Genomic DNA, 20,924 nt, shown 5'->3' on the forward strand with positions numbered 1-20,924 from the left:
ATCCTTATTAAAGGTATGCTAGCGCCATTTTTAGTTTCATCTTTTAAAAGTTATCTAATGCTTTTTCCATAATGGAAACAGATTTATAAGGTGGCGTTACTGTTAATGAACCCTTTACAACAGTTTCTCCTTTTTCATCATGAGCAGATACAAGCATATCAATTGTATGTTCCTCCTCAGAAACAGCCACAACTTCAAAGTGGATTTGTAACGTTTCATAATGGTGAACATGTTTCACGAATGTAAGGTCCTTTCTCGTAATATGACTTCCTGGACCCGGTAAATATTTCGTAACCGCCGTTGTAATCATTCCCGTTAGCATAATGCTTGGTACAATCGGCTTTTCATACGGAGTTTGGGATGCGTAATCATGCTGAATATATAATGGATTGGCATCATTCGTTAACCCTAAGTACAATAACAAATCTTTATCCTCAATTTTTTCAGTGATAGATAATTTCTCTCCTACTGTAATTTCATCCATTTTACGACCAATTTGAACTTTTTTCTTTAACATGTTACAACCCCCTCCGATTTTTTCACCTTATTATCCTACTAAAAGCGATACCTTATCCGAAATTTACTATGATGAGGGCAATGTATCGTATAAATCTAAAGTTTCATTATAGGATATTACAAATGATAGCGTTTTCATATTATTTCAAAAAAACAATTTGGTAAATAGTAGAAAAAGATTCGGAATCCCGAATCTTTTTCACTACTATTCAATTATTAAACAAGAACTTTCATTACGTTACGTACAGATTCTACAGAGCGATCTAACGCTTCTTTTTCATCTGCAAGAAGTTCTAATTCAATAATTTTTTCAATTCCGTTACCACCTAGAATTACTGGTACCCCTAAGTAAAGGTCACTATAACCATACTCACCTTCAAGGTACGCAATAGCCGGTAATACACGGCGTTGATCTTTTAAGATTGCTTCTGTCATTTCAACTAAAGAAGCTGCTGGTGCGTAATATGCACTACCGTTTCCTAATAAGCCTACAATCTCACCGCCACCTTTACGTGTACGTTCTACGATTGCTTCTAAACGCTCTTTCGGAATTAACGTTTCTAACGGAATACCGCCTGCATAAGAATAACGCACAAGAGGTACCATGTCGTCACCGTGTCCACCAAGAACAAATCCTGTAATATCTTTTACAGAAAGATTTAATTCTTGTGCGATGAATGTACGGAAACGAGCTGTATCTAATACACCCGATTGACCGATAACACGCTCTTTCGGGAATCCTGCTTCTTTAAATACAGAATATGTCATTGCATCAACTGGATTTGTTAACACAACAATAATTGCATTTGGTGAATGTTTTGCAATGTCGCGCGTAATACTTTTCATAATTTTAGAGTTTGTTGCTACTAAGTCATCACGGCTCATACCAGGCTTACGTGCAATACCTGCTGTAATAACGACAACGTCAGAATCAGCAGTATCTGCGTAATCAGATGTTCCAATAATGTTAGCATCAAAACCTTGTACTGGGCTCGCTTCTAACATATCTAACGCTTTCCCTTTTGTTGGATTTTCCAGTTGTGGAATGTCCACTAATACAACATCTGCAAGTTCTTTTTGTGCTAATAAGAATGCCGTTGTTGCTCCTGTAAATCCTGCACCGATGACTGAAACCTTCTTGCGTTTGATTGTCATAATTTACCCCCCGCTTTAATTATGCGTTTTTGATTATCGCTACATCCATGTTTTTAATAAGTTCATTAGCGAACTCAGAACATTTCACTTCTGTTGCACCTTCCATTAAGCGTGCGAAATCATAAGTTACTACTTTTGAAGCAATTGTTTTCTCAACAGAAGCAGTTACTAATTTCGCAGCTTCGTTCCATCCTAAGTGTTCTAATAATAATACACCTGAAAGAAGAACAGAAGATGGGTTTACTTTATCTAAACCTGCATATTTTGGAGCTGTACCGTGTGTAGCTTCAAAGATAGCATGTCCAGTCACATAGTTAATGTTTGCACCAGGTGCAATACCAATTCCACCTACTTGTGCAGCAAGTGCATCAGAGATATAGTCACCATTTAAGTTCATTGTTGCAACAACATCGAACTCACGTGGACGAGTTAAAATTTGTTGTAAGAAGATGTCTGCAATAGAATCTTTTACGATGATTTTTCCAGCCACTTCAGCGTCTGCCATCGCTTTATTCGCTGCATCTTTACCATCTTTTTCAACAATACGATCGTATTCAGCCCAAGTAAATACTTTGTCGCCGAATTCTTGTTCCGCTACTTCATAACCCCAGTTTTTGAAAGCACCTTCTGTAAATTTCATAATGTTTCCTTTATGAACTAATGTAACAGAAGAACGTTTTTCGTTAATTGCATATTGAATTGCAGCACGAACAAGACGCTTTGTCCCTTCTTCTGAAATCGGCTTAATACCAATACCAGATGTTTCTGGGAAGCGGATTTTATTAACACCCATTGCTTCTTTTAAGAAAGCAAGAACTTTTTCTGCTTCTGGAGATCCTTGTGCATATTCAATTCCAGCATAAATGTCTTCTGTATTTTCACGGAAAATAACCATATCAGTATCTTCCGGACGTTTTACAGGTGAAGGAACACCTTCAAAATAACGAACTGGACGTAGACATACATATAAATCTAATTCTTGACGAAGTGCTACGTTTAGAGAACGAATACCACCGCCAACTGGAGTTGTAAGTGGACCTTTAATCGCGATTAAATATTCACGAATTAAGTTTAAAGTTTCTTCTGGTAACCACTCGCCTGTTTGGTTGAATGCTTTTTCCCCTGCAAGCACTTCTTTCCAAACGATTTTCTTCTCACCATCATAAGCTTTTTCAACTGCTGCTTCTAGTACGCGAGATGCAGCTGCCCAAATATCAGGACCAATTCCATCTCCCTCGATAAATGGAATAATCGGATTGTTTGGTACATTCATAACACCATTAGTTACAGTAATTTTTTCACCTGTCGTCAATGTGATAACCCCCATGTTTGAAATTTCATATGTATGAAACTGAGGGAATAACCCCTCAGTTCAAACCGTTAGTCAAATTAAAATATTCTAATCATTACATCTTTCCGAAAAAATCAGACTTTTGAAAGCGTATTTTCACTATCAAAATAGTGTTATTCGCTTATCGTTGTGCAATTGGAACATACACTTGATGCGTTGGTCCATTATAATCAGCACGCGGACGAATTAAACGGTTGTTTTCATATTGTTCTAGAATATGAGCTAACCAGCCTGACATACGGCTAATTGCAAAAATAGGTGTAAATAAGTCATGGTCAATTCCTAAACAATGGTATACAGAAGCTGAATAGAAATCAACATTTGGTGGAAGACCTTTTTCTTTTGTTACAATGTCTTCAATTTTGATAGACATATTATACCATTTCTCTTCTCCTAAAAGCACGCATAATCTCTTAGACATTTCACGTAAGTGTTTTGCACGTGGATCACCCTGCTCATACACACGGTGGCCAAAGCCCATGATTTTCACTTTATTTTGAAGAGCATTATGAATATATGACTCTACATTTTCTTCTTCACCAATCTCAGTTAACATCTTCATTACATTTTCATTTGCCCCACCGTGAAGAGGACCTTTTAATGCACCGATTGCTGCTGTAATACCAGAATATACATCTGAAAGTGTAGCTACGCAAACACGTGCAGTAAATGTAGAAGCGTTTAACTCATGATCTGCATGAAGTACAAGCGCCTTATCAAAAGCTTCAATTTCAACTTCATTTGGCTCGCGATCATTTAACATGTACAAGAAGTTTGCAGCTAATGATAAATCCTTTCTTGGCTCAACAATATCTAAACCTTTACGGATTCTCGCGTAAGCAGCAACTAAAGTTCCGACTTGCGCCTGTAATTTAACCGCTTTCAAATAATTGGACTTTTCATCCATAATTTCAGCGCTCTCATCGTATAATGATAGCATGGAAATTGCAGTTCGTAAAACAGACATCGGATGTGCAATTTTTAAATCTACTTGTTTCAAATATGTTAAAATCTCACCTGGAACTTTATAGTATTCTGATACAATTTCATTAAATTCCGCTAGTTCTTTTTCATTAGGAAGCTTGCGGTGCCATAATAAGTACACTACTTCTTCAAACGTAGCATTCTCAGCTAAATCATCAATATTATACCCAACATAAGTTAATGTATCATCAATAATAGAGCTCACAGATGATGTTGTTGCTACTACCCCTTCTAAACCTCGAATAACAGTCATGACATTCTCTCCTTTTCCTGAAAATTCTCCCAACCTTGCTCCTTATATCTATTTGCTCCCCTTTTGAATTATGAACGCCCGTTCACTCTTTAGGCAAGCAAAATGCACGATCATGCAAATTTGTTGCGATGTTCCCCTCTTATTGTCCATTGTTTACATGGAAAGCATGAGCGTGAATGTCTCCCCGAATCCTCACGCTCAAAACAACAAGTTAGTGAGGAAAATACATTCCGAAGAGTTTTATGATAAAAACAACATAAAACAATATCATTATAAAATTGTTTTATGTTGTTTTTATTTTATCTGGTGTAAAGTCTCTGCTGTTATGTAACTTTTCAAAGTTTCTAATCCTATTATAAACAATTATCTGACTTTTGTGAACAGAAAGAATTCAAAAATTTTATATTACTATAAAATTCCTTATTTAAACATTTGTATAATACTCATAACCGCATAGGCAATTCCAGCCCCAATTAACGGACCAACAGCAACCCCATTAAATAGCGCAACCGCTATAATTGTCCCAAAAACAAGCGCAGTTGTAATGTGAGGATCCGTCGTCAACAATTGTACGCCGCCTTTCGCTAACAAAGCGACCGCTACACCTGAAGCTAAAGCAATCCACGCATAATAAGATTTCGCCGCTTCTCCAAGTTGTTTAAAACCTATTTCCCCTGTCGCAATCGGTACGAGCACCGCTATTGTAATGACCGTTACACCTAGGTTAATTCCTTTCGTTTGTAAATAAGGAAAGACCTTATCTCCTAAAAACGTAAACTTCAATAAAAATAACACACCAATAGCTACAGTAAGCGATTGGTTTTTAGCAATAAGTCCTATAATAAGTAGTATGAATAAAAATAACGTTGACTGACTAATCATGTTTGCACTTCCTTTCTGAAAATAATGAACTCATTTCCAAACAAAAATACCTTTAAACCTATCGTTATACATGCTATATCGATGCCTATTCAACATGAATCACTTCATTTTTCATGTATTTTAAAATGACACACTGAGACTTTCACCATCAAAATTTAAGCATGTATACATTTTAAAAAACGGGCGTCTCTTCTTTCTTTTCTAATTAGAAACAGGTAAAATAAAAAGAAGAGAAAATGAAGTTTTTACCATATAGTAGAAGCATCAACACCAAGCTTTCACAGTCACTCACATACTGAAAAAGCAGGAAAAATCCATCATTCCACTATAACATAAAGTGAAACTTTAATCAGTGGGGCACACTCGTTATAAGTTGAACGAATTAGGATAATCCAAATTGGAATGGGAGGTATACATCTTTGAACCGAAACTTACTATATATGATATTGCGACTCATATTTGTCATTGTAGCAACGGTAGCTGGGTTCTATGTATTACTATACATGTCGGGGCTTATCTATCCTTTTATTATCGCTTTTGCATTTGCTTATTTGATTAATCCTGTCGTCAATTTCCTTAATCAAAAACTACAATTTCCTCGCGCACTAGCAGTACTCGTTAGCTTAATTCTCGTATTTGGAGCTATCGTTGGACTTGTTACATATCTTGTGACTGAAGCAATATCTGCCACAACATACTTACTACAACTTGTTACAGTAAAGTTTCCAGATATCGTTACATTCGCTCAGCAATTTGCACTTAATCATATTATGCCTCTCTACGATGATTTAATCTCTAAATTTAATCATCTTGGAGAACCACAGCGCTATACAATTACACAAAACATTCAAAACTTAGGAACAGAAGCAACAACACAAATGAAAGAACTTTTAACCGCCATTATAAGCGGGTTAACGAATTTCATTAGTGCACTGCCAACAACTTTAACTGTCCTTGTATTCATTTTATTAGCCACTTTCTTCATTAGTTACGATTGGCACCGTCTTGCTCAGAAAGCAAGAAAATTGCTACCGAATCGTGTACATGGCTATGGAAAAACTATTTTTGTCGACTTAAGAAAAGCTTTGTTTGGTTTTGTGAAAGCACAACTTACACTCGTATCTATGACAACCGTCATTGTACTAATCGGACTTTTAATATTACGCGTACCATACGCCATTACTATTGCGATTATTACAGGAGTTGTAGATTTACTACCATACTTAGGAACAGGCGCAGTCTTCGTTCCATGGGTTATATACGTATTTTTCACTGGCGATACCGCATTCGCCATTGGTCTTCTCATTTTATACATCGTCGTGATTGTCCAAAGACAAATTATGGAGCCGAAAGTACTTTCATCTAACATCGGTCTCGATCCATTAGCAACACTCGTCGCTCTATTTGTCGGTTTTAAACTTTTTGGCTTTTTAGGATTAATCATCGGCCCAGTCACCTTAGTACTACTTAATACATTACACAAAGCTAATGTCTTCCATGACTTGTGGAAATATATTAAAGGTTCACCTTCAAAATAATAGTTTCTAATTCATACACAACAAAAAACTTACATGTAATCAGTGGGAAATTCCCACTGATTATTCCTTGTACTTATTTTTCATACTCATTACATAAAACAAGAGAATTGCACTCAAAAAAGATAATTCTCTTGTTTTTTTGCATAAAAAACGCATATTTCGTGGTGTTTTTACATATTTATTCTATTTGTTTTATAATTATTATTTACATTTATTGCTTTTTATGTAAATGAATAAATATACAAAATAGCATAAAATAAGACTTCAACTAACAATCTCCGCCTTTTATATGAATTTTTTACACCAATCGTTCCTTTATATAAGAAAGCAAAACTTTAATTTAGCAGCGTTTCCCTCCATCTTATTCATCTAAATTAATAGCACTAAAAAATCACAAGTTTAATCGAAGCACAACAAGAGTTCAAATGAAAATTATATAGCAAATATAATGAGCAGACGTTTTGTTCATCCCCGCTCATCATTCACCCCACATCAGACACTTACGAGCAGCCCAATTTCGAGATAGAAATTCCCCCCACAAATAGCGTGGTAAAACAAAGCTTCAATCAAAAAGTTCCTCTCCTCTTACAAGACAAAAAATAGCACTTAGATTTCTACAATCTAAGTGCTATTTCTGAATAATAATAGTAGAGTTCTTTCTAAATTTCCATTCCATCCACTTCATAACAAGCGGCTTCAATAAAGCTCTCGTAATAGGGATCACGCAGATAAACCCTAGCACATCTGTCACATACCCAGGAAGCACTAAGAGAATACCTCCTACAAATACAAAAATACCATCTAGTACCGCCTCACCTGGCATTTCCCCTCTATTCAACTTAGATTGAATCTCTCCAAGCACTTTAAACCCTTGTCTTTTCGCCAAATACACACCTACAACACCTGTAAATACAATCATAGCGAACGTAGACCATAAACCTATTACATGACTCGATCCAATTAAGACCGTAATCTCAATCGCTGGTATTAAAATAAACAAGAATAGCAACCACTTCATAGTTCTACACCTCTCTCACATCTCACTTTTAACACCCTCACAACGCCTATATACATCATATGAAATATAGATATCCTTTCATATTAAAACCCATAACAAACAGCTTTTAAAAGCAATTCTAGGCGTTTTAAGCTAATTCTATCTCGTTTTTGTGTAAAAAAAAGAGAAGGACTCCGATCCTTCTCTCCGTATTACTTATAGCACTTCCGCATGTCCATTATAAACAATTCCGCGTGCTGCATCAACTGTTACTTCTTGGCCATTTTTTAAAGTTGCTGTTACGCCGTTTACACCAACGATAACAGGAATACCGATTGATACGCCTACAACAGCTGCATGGCTTGTTAAGCCACCTTCTTCTACAACTAAAGCCGCAGCTTTTTCGATTGCAGGAATCATATCTTTATCAGTGCTTGTTGTAACAAGGATATCACCTTCGTTTACGTTCGCTACAGCTTCAGCAGCTGTTTTTGCTACAACTACTTTACCTTTTGCAGCTTTACGACCGATTCCTTGTCCTTTAGCAATTTCTTCACCAACAACGTGGATTTTCATTAAGTTTGTTGTACCAGTTTCAGCAACTGGAACACCAGCAGTAATCACTACAGTATCTCCAAGTCCGATTAGACCTGCATCCATACCTGTTTGAATTGCTGTATCTAACATTTCGTCAGTTGAAGCTGCGCGCTTCTCAGCCATAAATGCTTGTACACCCCAAACAAGTGCAAGACGACGTCCTACTTGCTCGTCAGATGTTACAGCTACGATTGGAGATTTTGGACGGTATTTAGAGATCATTTTCGCAGTATATCCACTTTCTGTTGGAGCTACGATTGCAGCTACATCAAGAGCAAGTGCTGTATGCGCAACAGATTGGCTAATTGCATCTGTAATTGTTGGAGTGAACTCTTTAATACGTTTTTTGAACATATCTTCATATTGTAATGATTTTTCAACACGTACCGCAATGTTAGCCATCATTGTTACCGCTTCTACTGGGTATTGTCCAGCAGCTGTTTCACCTGAAAGCATGATTGCATCTGTACCATCGAAGATTGCGTTAGCTACGTCACTTGCTTCCGCACGAGTTGGACGTGGGTTACGTTGCATAGAATCTAACATTTGTGTTGCAGTAATAACTGGTTTACCTAACACGTTACATTTTTTAATTAGACGTTTTTGTACTAACGGTACTTCTTCTGGTGGAATTTCTACACCCATGTCACCACGAGCTACCATTAAACCGTCAGAAACTTCTAAGATTGAATCTATGTTGTCGATACCTTCTTGGTTTTCGATTTTTGGTACGATTTGGATGTATTGAGCGTTATGCTCTTCTAATAATTCACGGATTTCTAATACGTCAGACGCTTTACGTACGAATGAAGCTGCAATGAAATCAACTTTTTGCTCGATACCAAAGATGATATCTTTTACGTCTTTTTCAGTGATACCAGGAAGCTTAATGCTTACGTTTGGTACGTTAACACCTTTTTTATTTTTTACAGTTCCGCTGTTAAGAACTTTTGTACGGATGTTTCCGTCAGCTTTTTCGATTACTTCTAGTTCGATAAGACCGTCATCGATTAGAATACGAGAACCTGGGTCTACATCGTCATAAAGACCAGCATAAGATACAGAGAACTTCTCTGCAGTACCTAATACTTGCTCAGTAGAAAGAACTACTTCTGCACCTGTTACAAGCTCAGCTTGTCCGTCTACGAAGTCGTGAGTACGGATTTCTGGACCTTTTGTATCAAGTAAGATACCAACTGTTTTACCAGTTTTCTTTGAAGCTTCACGAATGTTTTTAATACGAGCTCCGTGCTCTTCATGGCTACCATGAGAGAAGTTTAAACGAGCAACGTTCATACCTGCTTCGATTAATTGCTCTAATTTTTCAATACTTTCACTAGCAGGACCTATAGTACATACAATTTTAGTTTTACGCATATTGCACCTCCGAAAATTATGAAACCGTTCCCAAATATCTGACATTACGCCGATTAGATGGATAATTCTTTAGATAATTGATACATATCTTTATCGATTGTATGCTTTTGAGCTAACGCTTCGATAATATCATGATCAACAAGTTTGTTATCTTGAATACCTACACAACGTCCACCTTTACCAGCAATTAACAATTCAACTGCTCTTGCGCCAAGACGACTTGCTAATACACGGTCTTGTGCACTTGGTGATCCACCACGTTGTACGTGACCTAATACAGTTACACGAGTATCAAAGTTTGTTGCTTCTTCAATGTGCTTACCGATGTCAATTGCACTTCCAACACCTTCAGCTACAACGATAATACTGTGTTTTTTACCACGTTCACTACCACGCTTCAGACGAGCGATAACATCATCCATGTCATACTCTTCTTCTGGAATTAAGATTGTTTCCGCACCATCAGCTAAACCAGCCCATAATGCGATATCACCAGCATGACGTCCCATTACTTCGATAACATATGTACGTTCATGAGATGTAGCTGTGTCACGAATTTTATCAATTGCATCAATAACAGTGTTTAAAGCTGTATCGAAACCAATTGTGAAGTCTGTTCCAGGGATATCATTGTCGATTGTACCTGGTACACCAACACATGGGAATCCTTGTTCAGTTAATTTTTTAGCGCCTTGGTAAGAACCATCTCCACCAATAACAACAAGTCCTTCGATACCGTGTTTCTTTAATTGCTCGATACCTTTTAGTCGTACTTCTGGATCTTTAAACTCAGGACATCTTGCTGTATATAATTTCGTACCACCGCGGTGGATAATATCGCCAACAGAACCAAGTTCTAATTTTTCAATGTGACCAGAAATTAATCCAGCGTATCCATGGTAAATACCATATACTTCAATATCATGGAAAATCGCTTTACGAACAACTGCACGAATGGCAGCATTCATACCAGGTGAATCTCCACCACTTGTTAATACACCAATACGTTTCATTTGTACTCACCTCATAAAGATTATTTGCCTTATAATAAAATAACACGAAAAAATATAAAAATACAATGGAGAAGATGTGTCTTTTCATAATAAAAACGTGCATTCGCGAAGTGGAACGCACGCTTTTCTTATTTTATCCAAATGGAAGCGTTTGAAAACGAAACTTGCCCAATTTTCATATATTTTTCATAACGTTTTTCGATTAATTCATCTTTCGAAATTCCGTTTAATTGTTCAAAAGTTTTTCGAATCATTAAGTCTATATTTTCTGACTGTTTTAAAATATTACGGTGAGCTCCGCCTCTTGCTTCTGGAATAATTTCGTCAATTACACCTAATTCTTTCAAATCTGCTGCTGTAATTTTCATTGCCTCTGCAGCTTCCTTTGCTTTTCCTGCATCTTTCCAAAGAATTGCCGCTGCACCCTCTGGTGTAATAACAGAATAAGTGGAATTTTCTAGCATATGAATGTAATCTCCTACTCCAAGACCTAGCGCACCACCACTACCGCCTTCACCGATAACGATACAAATAACTGGTACCGTTAAACCTGCCATCTCAAATAGGTTGCGGGCAATAGCTTCACTTTGTCCACGTTCTTCAGCTGCTTTACCAGGATAAGCTCCCTTCGTATCGATGAAACAAATAATAGGACGATTAAACTTTTCCGCTTGTTTCATGAGACGCAGTGCTTTTCGATATCCTTCTGGATGAGGCATTCCAAAGTTACGGCGAATATTTTCTTTCGTATCTTTTCCGCGCTGATGCCCAATTACAGTTACAGGCATCCCTTTATATTTCGCAATGCCGCCGACAATCGCTGCATCATCGCCAAATAGACGATCTCCATGACATTCGAAAAAATCAGTAAATAAGTGCTCAATATAATCGAGCGTTGTCGGTCGTTCTGCATGACGAGCAATTTGAACACGGTCCCATACTTTTAGATTGCCGTATATATCTTCCTCTAAATTTTCTAGCTTTTCTTCCAAAATACGAATCTCCTCACTGAAGTCCATCTGGCTGTTTTTCGTATAGTCTTTCAGTTCACGAATCTTATTTCTTAGCTCAACAACTGGTTTTTCAAATTCTAGCTCTGCCATACAGCCATTTCCCCTCCTTGATGAACTTCTAAAATCTTGCGAAGCGATTCTCTCATATCATCACGATGCACCACCGCATCTAATTGACCATGATCTAGTAAGAATTCTGCCGTTTGGAAATCTTCCGGTAGTTTCTCACGCACCGTTTGTTCAATTACACGTCTACCAGCAAATCCGATAAGTGCACCTGGTTCTGCAAGATTATAATCACCAAGTGAAGCGAAACTCGCTGAAACCCCGCCCGTCGTTGGGTGAGTCATAACAGAAATAAATAATCCTCCTGCATTACTATGCTTTTTCAAAGCTACGCTTGTTTTTGCCATTTGCATTAAACTTAATATCCCTTCTTGCATACGGGCACCACCCGAAGCAGTAAAGATAATAAATGGAACTTGTAAGTCGTACGCCTTTTCAACCGCACGGGCGATTTTTTCTCCTACTACAGAGCCCATGCTCCCCATTCGAAAACGAGAATCCATTACTGCAACAACAACAAGCATGTCATCAATTGTTCCTTCACCAGTTACAACCGCTTCGTTCAATTCAGTCTTCTTACGATCGCTCTCTAGTTTCTCTTCATAACCTGGAAACTCGAGTGGATTTAATGAAACCATTTCTTTGTCATACTCACGGAATGACCCTTCGTCCAATATACTATTAAGACGTTCCCATGCATTCATAGGATGATGATATCCACAATTCACACATACTTTTAAATTTTTTAGAAGTTCTTTCGTATACATGATTTTTTTACATTCCGGACATTTTGTCATAACGCCATCTGGCACATCTTTTCGTACTTGTTCTGAAGGTATTGCAGCGTACTTTTTCTTTTTCACGAATAAATCTCTTAGCACAATTTGACCCCCTTCGTTGAGAGCTAAGGTTAGCGTAAGAAGAAAATGGGGCTAACACCAAAGTTTGATGTTAGCCTTATCTTCTCAATCTGTCTAATAACCTCACTCTTTACGTTTAACTTTAACCGCTAAGCGGTAGAATGTTTGTCATAACGTGTCATGGTCATTTCGACAAATTTTATACATTACGAGTGAAACTGTATATTCTCTACTAATTCATCGTAAATTTTTAGTGCATCATTTTCTTGTTTTTCTTCCAAAGTAGCGTAAAGCTTTCTATACATATCGATAGAATCTCTTGAAACTTTACAAGAAAGCGTTGATACGTAATCATTTACGATCATCCAAATGCGATATAGTAAATAATTATCGACTTGTTCAATAAGTGTTTTAAAGAACGTTTGATGAAGCATTGGAATTGAGTTTTCGTTTCCTTCAAGCACTTGATGTAATTTACTTAGCACTTTAGAAAACGTTTCTTTCGGTAAATTACATACAATTCGAATCATATCTTTCTCGAGTAATCGTTTCGTTTGTAATAAATCACGAATTGTTTTCTCATCTTGCAATAAGAACGGAGCAATTAATTGTACAAGACCGTTATCATAAAAGTTTCGAATAAACGTCCCTTCACCACGTCTCGTTTCAATCAATCCTACCAGTTCTAAAGCACGCAATGCTTCTCTTACAGAGGAACGTCCTACGTTTAAGCGTGAACTTAACTCACGCTCAGACGGCAAACGATCCCCCGCCACCAATCCATCCTCTTCCATAATGGAACGGATTTTTTTTACAATTTCGAGATATACTTTTGTATTTGATGATGTCAATGGAAATTCCTCGCTTATTCTTTACCAATCAGCGCTAATTGTTTTGTTTTTTCAGCGATCTCATTTGGATCTACTTGACGGCGAGCTACTCCTGTCTCCATTGCTGCTTTTGCAACGTAAGCCGCTACTTGAGGCGCTACACGCGCGTCAAATGGTGCCGGAATGATATAGTCTGCATTTAACTCATCTTCTGCTACAAGCTCAGCAATAGCCTGTACAGCTGCCATCTTCATTTCTTCGTTAATTTGTGTCGCATGTACGTCAAGTGCACCGCGGAAAATACCAGGGAACGCCAATACATTATTTACTTGGTTCGGGAAGTCAGAACGACCTGTTCCAACAACAGCTGCGCCCGCTGCTTTTGCCAATTCTGGCATAATTTCTGGAACTGGATTCGCCATTGCAAAAATAATCGCATCGTCATTCATTGTACGAACCATCTCTTCTGTTAATGCACCTTCTGCAGATACACCAATGAATACGTCCGCACCTTGTACAACATCAGCTAAAGAACCTTCTATACGATTCTTATTTGTATATTTTGCAACTTCATCCTTCACTGGATTCATACCTGTAGGACGACCATCATAGATTGCGCCTTTACGGTCACACATAATAATGTCGCGTACACCATAGCGATATAAAAGTTTAATAATTGCAATACCTGCTGCACCTGCGCCATTTGCGACAACTTTAATGTCAGACATTTTCTTTCCAACTAATTTCAGTGCATTTACAAGACCTGCTACTGTTACGATAGCTGTTCCGTGTTGATCATCATGGAAGATAGGAATATTTGTTTCTTTTTTCAAACGCTCTTCAATAATGAAGCAGTTTGGTGCTGCGATATCTTCTAAGTTAACGCCGCCAAAAGTTGGCTCCATTAATTTTACAGTTTCAACAATTTTATCTACATCGTTTGTATTTAAGGCAATTGGGAATGCATCTACACCAGCAAAGCTCTTAAATAATACAGCTTTACCTTCCATTACTGGAAGAGATGCTTCAGGTCCAATGTTACCAAGACCAAGTACAGCTGTTCCATCTGTCACAACTGCTACCATATTTCCCTTCATCGTATATTCATATACCTTACTTTTATCGTCATAAATTTCTTTACAAGGTTCTGCAACCCCTGGAGAATATGCAAGACTTAAATCTTTTGCATTTTCTACTTTTACTTTTGATACAGTTTCTAATTTTCCTTGATGCACTTTATGCATGTGAAGTGCTTCTTCACGAAGTGTTGACAAACTATCCACTCTCCTCAAATTATTCTTGCTGATATCAATTTCTCCAAGTGGTCTGACCACGAACACTACTACTATAATAATCGAAGTGTAGGGAAATTGTCCATTATATTTTCACAACTACATTTTCTTCCCCGACAATTTCACGAAGTGCTCCTAAACATTCTTCACTTGGATGAATCGATAAACTCCGAGATAATTGTACCATTTTATGTTCCTTTTCATAATAAATTAGTACTTTCGCAAAACCTGAATAGTCGAACAATATTTTCGTAACCCGATTTAAAAGCTTTTTCTCATACTGAGATGGCAATTTCACGTAAACAGATGCGTCTTTCTTTTCTTCATAAACATCCATTTCCTCTAGCGGATGTAGTCCATTTACAATCCATTGCAGCTTATGATTTCTTAGCTCAATCGTACCGTCAACTAAAACAATTGCTCCTTCTTGCAACTTATCCGAGAAATGTATATACATTTCCGGGAAGAGGACCGCTTCCATTTCATCATTTTGATCACAGAATGTAATAAATGCCATCTTTTGAAACTTTTTCGTACGAATCACTCTAACACTTGTTATATACACAATAGCTCTTTGTACTTTTTTCTTGTGTCGCATCGCCTGAGCGAGAGATGGAATTTCTAATTCTTTTGCTAACTTCACATATTGCGCTGTCGGATAACTTGATAAATAAAAGCCAAGTACTTCCTTCTCTTTATTTAGTTGTTCAATAAAAGATAGCTCTTCTCCTTGTACATATTTTGATTTTGGAACAGCATCTCCTAAATCACGTGCGAGATTCGCGTACTCTAACGCCCCTTTAATACTTTTCCATAAATTCGTTCTCGAAACACCAAAATCATCAAAACATCCCGACCAGACGAAAGCTTCTAAATTACGCTCCGTTACGAACTTTGACGGCATACGGAGACAAAATTCAAATAAATCTTCGAACATTTTTTTCTCTCGTTCTTCTAATAATGCCGTCACTGTAGCCATTCCAATATTTCGGATCGAAAGTAAACTGTAACGTATCGCATTCCCTTCTATTTGGAAGTTATAACCACTTCTCTGAAGAGACGGCGGCAAAACGTGAAAACCTTTCCGCTTCGTTTCTCGTATATACTGTACAATCTTATCTTCATTTCCAATTGCACTTGATAATAATGCCGTCATAAATTCCAGCGTATAGTTTGCTTTCAAATAGGCAAGCTGATATCCGATCATACTGTAAGCTACAGCGTGACTTCGGTTAAAACCGTAATTCGCAAATCTTACAATTAAATCATAAATTTTTTCAGCAGACGTCTCATCATAACCATTTTGCAAACATCCTTGGACGAAATGCTTACGTTCCTGATCTAAAATATCACGATTTTTTTTACTCACCGCACGGCGCAGTAAATCTGCTTCTCCAAGCGAAAACCCAGCTAACTTCGATGCAATTTGCATAATTTGTTCTTGGTATACAATGACGCCGTATGTTCTTTCTAAAATTGGCTTTAAATCCGGATGTAAATATTCGATTTTTCTTTTTCCATGTTTCGATTCAATAAAAGTCGGTATCTGTTCCATCGGTCCTGGTCTGTATAACGAGTTAACAGCTACGATATCTTCAAACTCATTCGGTTTTAACCCGCGAAGTACATTTCGCATACCACCTGACTCAAGCTGGAATACACCTGTTGTATCCCCTCTCCCTAATAATTGGAACGTCTTTTCATCTTGAAGAGGTAAGTTTCTTATATCGATTTCTTTCCCTGTTTTGTTCGCGATAAATTTTATAATATTTTCAAGTAACGTTAAATTACGTAATCCTAAAAAGTCCATCTTAAGCAACCCAAGTTCTTCTAGCGCATCGGCTGGATATTGCGTAACATAAACATCGTTATGTCCTTCTTGAATTGCTACACTGCCTGTTAGCGGTTCTTGACTCATAATAACACCAGCCGCATGAATAGACGTATGACGTGGTAAACCTTCTACACGTTTTGCGATTTCAAACACACGCTCATGCAGAAGATTCCCTTGTATAAACTCACGAAGTGATTGTGATTCTTCATATGCATCTTTTAACGTTATACCAAGCTTTGATGGGATAAGTTTTGAAAATATATCAATATCTCGCGGCGGAAGCCCCATTACGCGGGCAATGTCTCTAATTGCCGCTTTTGCTGCAAGCGTACCAAACGTTACAATTTGCGCAACACGGAGCTGACCGTATTTATCTTTCACATAGCGAATCATCTCATCACGTCTTACGTCTGGAAAATCAATATCAATATCGGGAAGCGTCACACGTTCAGGATTTAAAAACCTTTCAAATAATAGATCGTATTCAATTGGATCAATATCTGTAATTTCTAATACGTATGAAACGAGTGAACCAGCTGCCGATCCACGACCTGGTCCTGTTAGAATATGATTTTCATGTGCATACTTCATAAAATCCCATACGATGAGGAAATAATCACTAAATCCCATACGAGAAATAACATTTAATTCATGATTCAAACGCTTTATATGCACTTCTTTCGGTTCACCATATCGTTTCCGCAAACCTTCTTCACAAACACGACGCAAGTATATATCACTCGTTTCATTAGACGGAACAGGAAACTTGGGAAGTTGATTTACATGGAACGGTATTTCTACTTGGCAACGCTCTGCAATTTTTATTGTATTTTGGATTGCTTCCGGCGCATGGGAAAATAGTGCTTCCATTTCATCCGATGACTTTAAATAATACTGATCTGTTTTCAGCCTCGGCCTATCTGGATCAGTCATTTTCGTTCCACTTTCAACAGATAGTAAACATTCGTGAACAAGCGCGTCACTTTGATTGATATAGCGCACATCATTTGTTGCAACGACTGGAATATTAACCCTACTAATAAATTCAGGTAGTTTCTCTTGTAAAAGCAACTCAGCTTGAATCGCATGATGCTGCAAACTCATATAAAAATGGCCGAACATATTTTGATACGTGCGAGCTACTTCTTCAGCCTGACTCTCATTGTCTTCTAGTAATAATTGCTCAATTTCGCCATCTTTACCTGGTGAAATAGCAATTAATCCTTTCGCATAATGCGCAAGCCACTTCTTAGGAATACCTTCTTTGGACTTTGTCATAATACTGCTAGAAATCTTTAATAAATTTTGGTAGCCTATTTCATTCTCAGCAAGTAATACAAGCGGATAAGACCTTTCTTCTTCTTCACTAAAAATAGAAGCGGTTAATCCAATAACAGGCTGTATACCATGTTTCTTACATGCTTTATAAAACGGAATAACACCATACATAACATTTTCATCCGTAATAGCCAGCGATGAAAAACCAAGTTCTTTCGCCCTGACTACAAGTTCATCAATTTTACAAGCACTTTTTAATAAACTAAAAACGGTTTGACATTGTAAATGCACAAACTTCACTGTTGTACCCTCTCTTTACCTATTTGACTACTTTTATTATAGGTGATGAGGAAAGCGGAAATCAAAACATACTTCTTATACTTTGTCCATATATATGAAGAAGAAAGGGGAATGACGATGGATGTAAGAGAACATACTTTTTTCTCTCTGCTTATTATTAGTTATTTTATTGCCTTTGGGGTTATACTTGGCGGTTCATTAATTGGTGGATTTGGTGCGTTTCTTATTGGAAAACCAGCTCTAACTTACATTAATCAATTCGCCCAAAATTTAAGAATTTGGGCACTCGTTGCAGCAATCGGCGGAACATTCGATACCTTTTATAGCTTTGAAAGAAGTTTCTTTGGCGGAGATATGAAAGATATCGTAAAACAAATTCTCCTTATTTTTTTCGCAACTGGTGGTATGCAAACAGGTCTCATTATTATTAAATGGCTAACGCAGGAACATGTATGAGAGTACCAAGTGCTAATACAGCAAAAAGATGGTACTTAGTATTAGCTGGGGCTGCTGTTGGAGGCGTTTTGAGCTGGTTTATTTTTTTGTACATATACGGTGTTTTTCAAGAAGAACAAGCTAGTAAAATAGCAGAACAAAGAGAAATTATAGAAAAACAAGAAGCAAAGCTCCACGTCCTTCTCGAAGATCAAGAAAAATTGAACACTGAAAATAAACGGCTCTTAACCATTCAAGAGATTAAAATAAAACTTATCAATCGAGAAAAATACGATTTAGACAATCTCACACTCGAAAATATGACTACATCTATCCATAATGATCTCCAACATCTTTTAACGAAAAACATTCAAAGTATCGCAAAAAATAAAGACCTACTTAAAAAGGTAATCGAAAATAAAACGTACAAACATTACGATCGGCTATACCGTTTTAAAGTCGATACAATATCTTTTGATACAGTGCTTGAAATTAGCATTACTATAGAGAAAGAAAAATAAAGAAGGAGGGCTTTAGCGCCGCTCCTTCTTTTCGTTCTAACATATAGTCTCTTATTTACAAATCTCACGTAAATCAGCAAAAAGACGATCCGCTTCTTCCCAAGAAAATGCCTTCGCACCAGAAGCCATCGGATGCCCCCCGCCGTTATATTGCATTGCTAATTTGTTTATAACTGGTCCTTTTGAACGAAGACGAACACGAATTACGTCGTCTTCCTCTAAAAATAGAACCCACGCCTTTAATCCATCAATATTGCCAAGCGCTCCAACAACACCAGATGCTTCAGAAGGAAGTACATCAAACTCTTCTAATACTTCTTTCGTTAATTTAATGTAAGCTGCTCCTTCTTCTACCATCGTAAAGTTTTGTAAAATATAACCGTTTAAACGAGCAATTTTTTCTTTTGTCTTATACATTTCATTGTATAAATCTGTGAATTTCACACCCATATCAACAAGCTCACTTACGTAACGAAGTGTTTTTGCTGTCGTATTTGGGAATAAGAAACGACCTGTATCTCCAACAATTCCTGCTAAAATAAGGCGAGCTGCTTCTTTTGTTATTTTTAATCCTTTATCTTTTCCATAGTTATAAAACTCATAAATCATTTCACTTGTAGAACTCGCTGTCGTATCTACCCACGTAATATCTCCATATGGATCTTCATTTGGATGATGATCAATTTTAATTAACATCTTCCCTTTTGTATAGCGTTGATCGTCAACACGTTCTTGATTCGCAGTATCACAAACAATAACAAGCGCATTTTCGTATACACTATCTTCAATATCATCCATTACTCGTAAGTATGCTAGTGACGGTTCATTGTACCCAACCGTATAAATATTTTTCTCTGGAAACGATTCTTGTAGAATTGTACCAAGACCACCCTGTGAACCTAACGCATCTGGATCCGGACGCACGTGGCGATGAATAATAATTGTATCAAACTCTTTAATTGCTCCTAAAATTTGCTCATGCATATGTATAATCTCCTTTTTAATCAACTTCTTCACTTTATCCTCCATTATAACGGAAAGTATTTCATACATGCGAACAATTGCTTTATAATAAAAGTTAGAAAGTTTAGATATTTCTTTTTCTTTTCTATTATTTTTCATAAAGCGATAGGAGTGTTCACTATGCCAGTATTAGTCTTCTGTATTATCGTCTCATTTATGTTGTACCTCTTTTACAAAACAAAATACTTTCGTACAAACCGCCCAATGGAGAAAGGTTGGCTCTCAGGAAAATCCGCAATGGCACTCGGTTCATTCGTTTTATTTTTCGGGATAAACCAATTCTTTTTAGAACTTTCAACCGCTCGTATTATCGTTGGTGTTTTATTCGTTCTATTTGGTAGTGCAAGTGTATTTAACGGGTTTCGCCAATACAAACATTTCTTGCCATTAGCAGTTAAAGAAGCCGAAGTCTATGAAGCAACATAAAAAAGCATCAATATTGTGATGCTTTTTTATGTTGCTTAACTTTCAAAATCATATATGCAACAAACGCAGATGGTATATTAAATGGGTTACCTTGTACATGAAAATGTAATTGTTCTTCTTCAAAAGACATTTTTTCATATAGCTCTCGCTGAGATAATCCTGTCTTTTCCTTTTTTTCATGTAAACCTTGTAAATATAAATATTGAATAGGTATCATTACAAGAAAGTAAAATAATGCGATACTACCAAAAAAAAGTACGGCTGACGACATAATGCATACCACCTTTCATAATTCCATTTTCTTACAATATAATCATAACACAATATACAACTGAATTGAATTATTATTCTGTCTTTTCTCACGTCACTTTTCCACTCCATCC

Annotated in this window: 19 protein-coding genes; 4 read left to right on the plus strand and 15 right to left on the minus strand. The window is 37.0% G+C overall.

All coding sequences use genetic code 11. The features are described from left to right. Window positions 1-43 precede the first annotated feature (43 nt). The 5 genes from GBN78_RS00210 to GBN78_RS00235 all read right to left on the minus strand — a co-directional run bounded on the left by GBN78_RS00210 (window position 44) and on the right by GBN78_RS00235 (window position 5,141). Window positions 44-517, minus strand: coding sequence for a MaoC family dehydratase (locus GBN78_RS00210; protein WP_000914181.1), 474 nt, complete (start codon window positions 515-517; stop codon window positions 44-46). A 215-nt stretch (window positions 518-732) separates the two neighbouring features. Beyond that, the gene (mdh, locus tag GBN78_RS00215; protein WP_000153232.1) at window positions 733-1,671 is read right to left on the minus strand and encodes a malate dehydrogenase; all 939 of its coding nucleotides are present in this window, start codon (window positions 1,669-1,671) and stop codon (window positions 733-735) included. Window positions 1,672-1,690: 19 nt separating this feature from the next. Continuing rightward, window positions 1,691-2,983: an NADP-dependent isocitrate dehydrogenase gene (gene icd, locus GBN78_RS00220; protein WP_000206898.1), complete on the minus strand. Its 1,293-nt coding sequence runs from the start codon at window positions 2,981-2,983 to the stop codon at window positions 1,691-1,693. A 160-nt stretch (window positions 2,984-3,143) separates the two neighbouring features. Beyond that, the gene (citZ, locus tag GBN78_RS00225) at window positions 3,144-4,292 is read right to left on the minus strand and encodes a citrate synthase (protein ID WP_000503652.1); all 1,149 of its coding nucleotides are present in this window, start codon (window positions 4,290-4,292) and stop codon (window positions 3,144-3,146) included. A gap of 387 nt (window positions 4,293-4,679) precedes the next feature. Then, window positions 4,680-5,141 carry a DUF441 domain-containing protein gene (locus tag GBN78_RS00235; RefSeq protein ID WP_000625507.1) on the minus strand — a complete coding sequence of 154 codons (462 nt, stop codon included), beginning with the start codon at window positions 5,139-5,141 and terminating at the stop codon, window positions 4,680-4,682. 419 nt (window positions 5,142-5,560) lie between these two features. Between GBN78_RS00235 and ytvI the strand changes: the two genes are divergently transcribed. Then, window positions 5,561-6,679, plus strand: coding sequence for a sporulation integral membrane protein YtvI (gene ytvI, locus GBN78_RS00240; RefSeq protein WP_001081388.1), 1,119 nt, complete (start codon window positions 5,561-5,563; stop codon window positions 6,677-6,679). Between the two features lie 628 nt (window positions 6,680-7,307). Here the strand turns inward: ytvI and GBN78_RS00245 are convergent. From GBN78_RS00245 to dnaE, 8 genes are all read right to left on the minus strand, one after another. Then, the gene (locus GBN78_RS00245; protein WP_000871631.1) at window positions 7,308-7,697 is read right to left on the minus strand and encodes an FxsA family protein; all 390 of its coding nucleotides are present in this window, start codon (window positions 7,695-7,697) and stop codon (window positions 7,308-7,310) included. A gap of 195 nt (window positions 7,698-7,892) precedes the next feature. Further along, complete coding sequence (gene pyk / locus GBN78_RS00250; RefSeq protein WP_001232673.1) at window positions 7,893-9,650, minus strand: pyruvate kinase; 1,758 nt, start codon at window positions 9,648-9,650, stop codon at window positions 7,893-7,895. Window positions 9,651-9,703: 53 nt separating this feature from the next. Further along, the gene (pfkA, locus tag GBN78_RS00255) at window positions 9,704-10,663 is read right to left on the minus strand and encodes a 6-phosphofructokinase (RefSeq protein ID WP_000821157.1); all 960 of its coding nucleotides are present in this window, start codon (window positions 10,661-10,663) and stop codon (window positions 9,704-9,706) included. Window positions 10,664-10,791: 128 nt separating this feature from the next. Then, complete coding sequence (gene accA, locus GBN78_RS00260) at window positions 10,792-11,766, minus strand: acetyl-CoA carboxylase carboxyl transferase subunit alpha (RefSeq protein WP_000818804.1); 975 nt, start codon at window positions 11,764-11,766, stop codon at window positions 10,792-10,794. Next, entirely contained in the window at window positions 11,754-12,623 is an 870-nt protein-coding gene (gene accD / locus GBN78_RS00265; protein WP_000942859.1) for an acetyl-CoA carboxylase, carboxyltransferase subunit beta, read from the minus strand. The genes accA and accD overlap by 13 nt, the downstream gene beginning before the upstream one ends. A gap of 185 nt (window positions 12,624-12,808) precedes the next feature. Then, entirely contained in the window at window positions 12,809-13,453 is a 645-nt protein-coding gene (locus GBN78_RS00270) for a FadR/GntR family transcriptional regulator (RefSeq protein ID WP_000204439.1), read from the minus strand. A gap of 14 nt (window positions 13,454-13,467) precedes the next feature. Then, window positions 13,468-14,676 carry an NADP-dependent malic enzyme gene (gene ystJ / locus GBN78_RS00275; RefSeq protein ID WP_161508111.1) on the minus strand — a complete coding sequence of 403 codons (1,209 nt, stop codon included), beginning with the start codon at window positions 14,674-14,676 and terminating at the stop codon, window positions 13,468-13,470. Window positions 14,677-14,809: 133 nt separating this feature from the next. Continuing rightward, window positions 14,810-18,136, minus strand: a complete 3,327-nt coding sequence (gene dnaE / locus GBN78_RS00280) for a DNA polymerase III subunit alpha (protein ID WP_152126855.1) — start codon at window positions 18,134-18,136, stop codon at window positions 14,810-14,812. 42 nt (window positions 18,137-18,178) lie between these two features. Here dnaE and GBN78_RS00285 point away from each other — a divergent pair, with 42 nt between their 5' ends. Together GBN78_RS00285 and ytrI are read left to right on the plus strand one after the other, a co-directional pair. Then, window positions 18,179-18,592, plus strand: a complete 414-nt coding sequence (locus tag GBN78_RS00285; RefSeq protein WP_002005839.1) for a YtrH family sporulation protein — start codon at window positions 18,179-18,181, stop codon at window positions 18,590-18,592. After that, on the plus strand, window positions 18,589-19,092 hold the full coding sequence (ytrI, locus tag GBN78_RS00290; RefSeq protein ID WP_001265736.1) for a sporulation membrane protein YtrI: 504 nt from the start codon (window positions 18,589-18,591) through the stop codon (window positions 19,090-19,092). The genes GBN78_RS00285 and ytrI overlap by 4 nt, the downstream gene beginning before the upstream one ends. Window positions 19,093-19,143: 51 nt before the next feature. On the opposite strand, the gene GBN78_RS00295 is transcribed toward ytrI, so the two are convergent. Then, window positions 19,144-20,076, minus strand: coding sequence for a DHH family phosphoesterase (locus GBN78_RS00295; RefSeq protein ID WP_030028516.1), 933 nt, complete (start codon window positions 20,074-20,076; stop codon window positions 19,144-19,146). A gap of 159 nt (window positions 20,077-20,235) precedes the next feature. Here GBN78_RS00295 and GBN78_RS00300 point away from each other — a divergent pair, with 159 nt between their 5' ends. Continuing rightward, window positions 20,236-20,541, plus strand: coding sequence for a YtpI family protein (locus tag GBN78_RS00300; protein WP_001144776.1), 306 nt, complete (start codon window positions 20,236-20,238; stop codon window positions 20,539-20,541). Between the two features lie 7 nt (window positions 20,542-20,548). Here the strand turns inward: GBN78_RS00300 and GBN78_RS00305 are convergent, their stop codons facing one another. After that, window positions 20,549-20,812: a DUF3949 domain-containing protein gene (locus GBN78_RS00305; protein ID WP_000093044.1), complete on the minus strand. Its 264-nt coding sequence runs from the start codon at window positions 20,810-20,812 to the stop codon at window positions 20,549-20,551. Window positions 20,813-20,924 lie beyond the last annotated feature (112 nt).

It is taken from the genome of Bacillus sp. B2-WWTP-C-10-Post-4, from assembly GCF_009183805.1.
Classification (GTDB): domain Bacteria; phylum Bacillota; class Bacilli; order Bacillales; family Bacillaceae_G; genus Bacillus_A; species Bacillus_A cereus.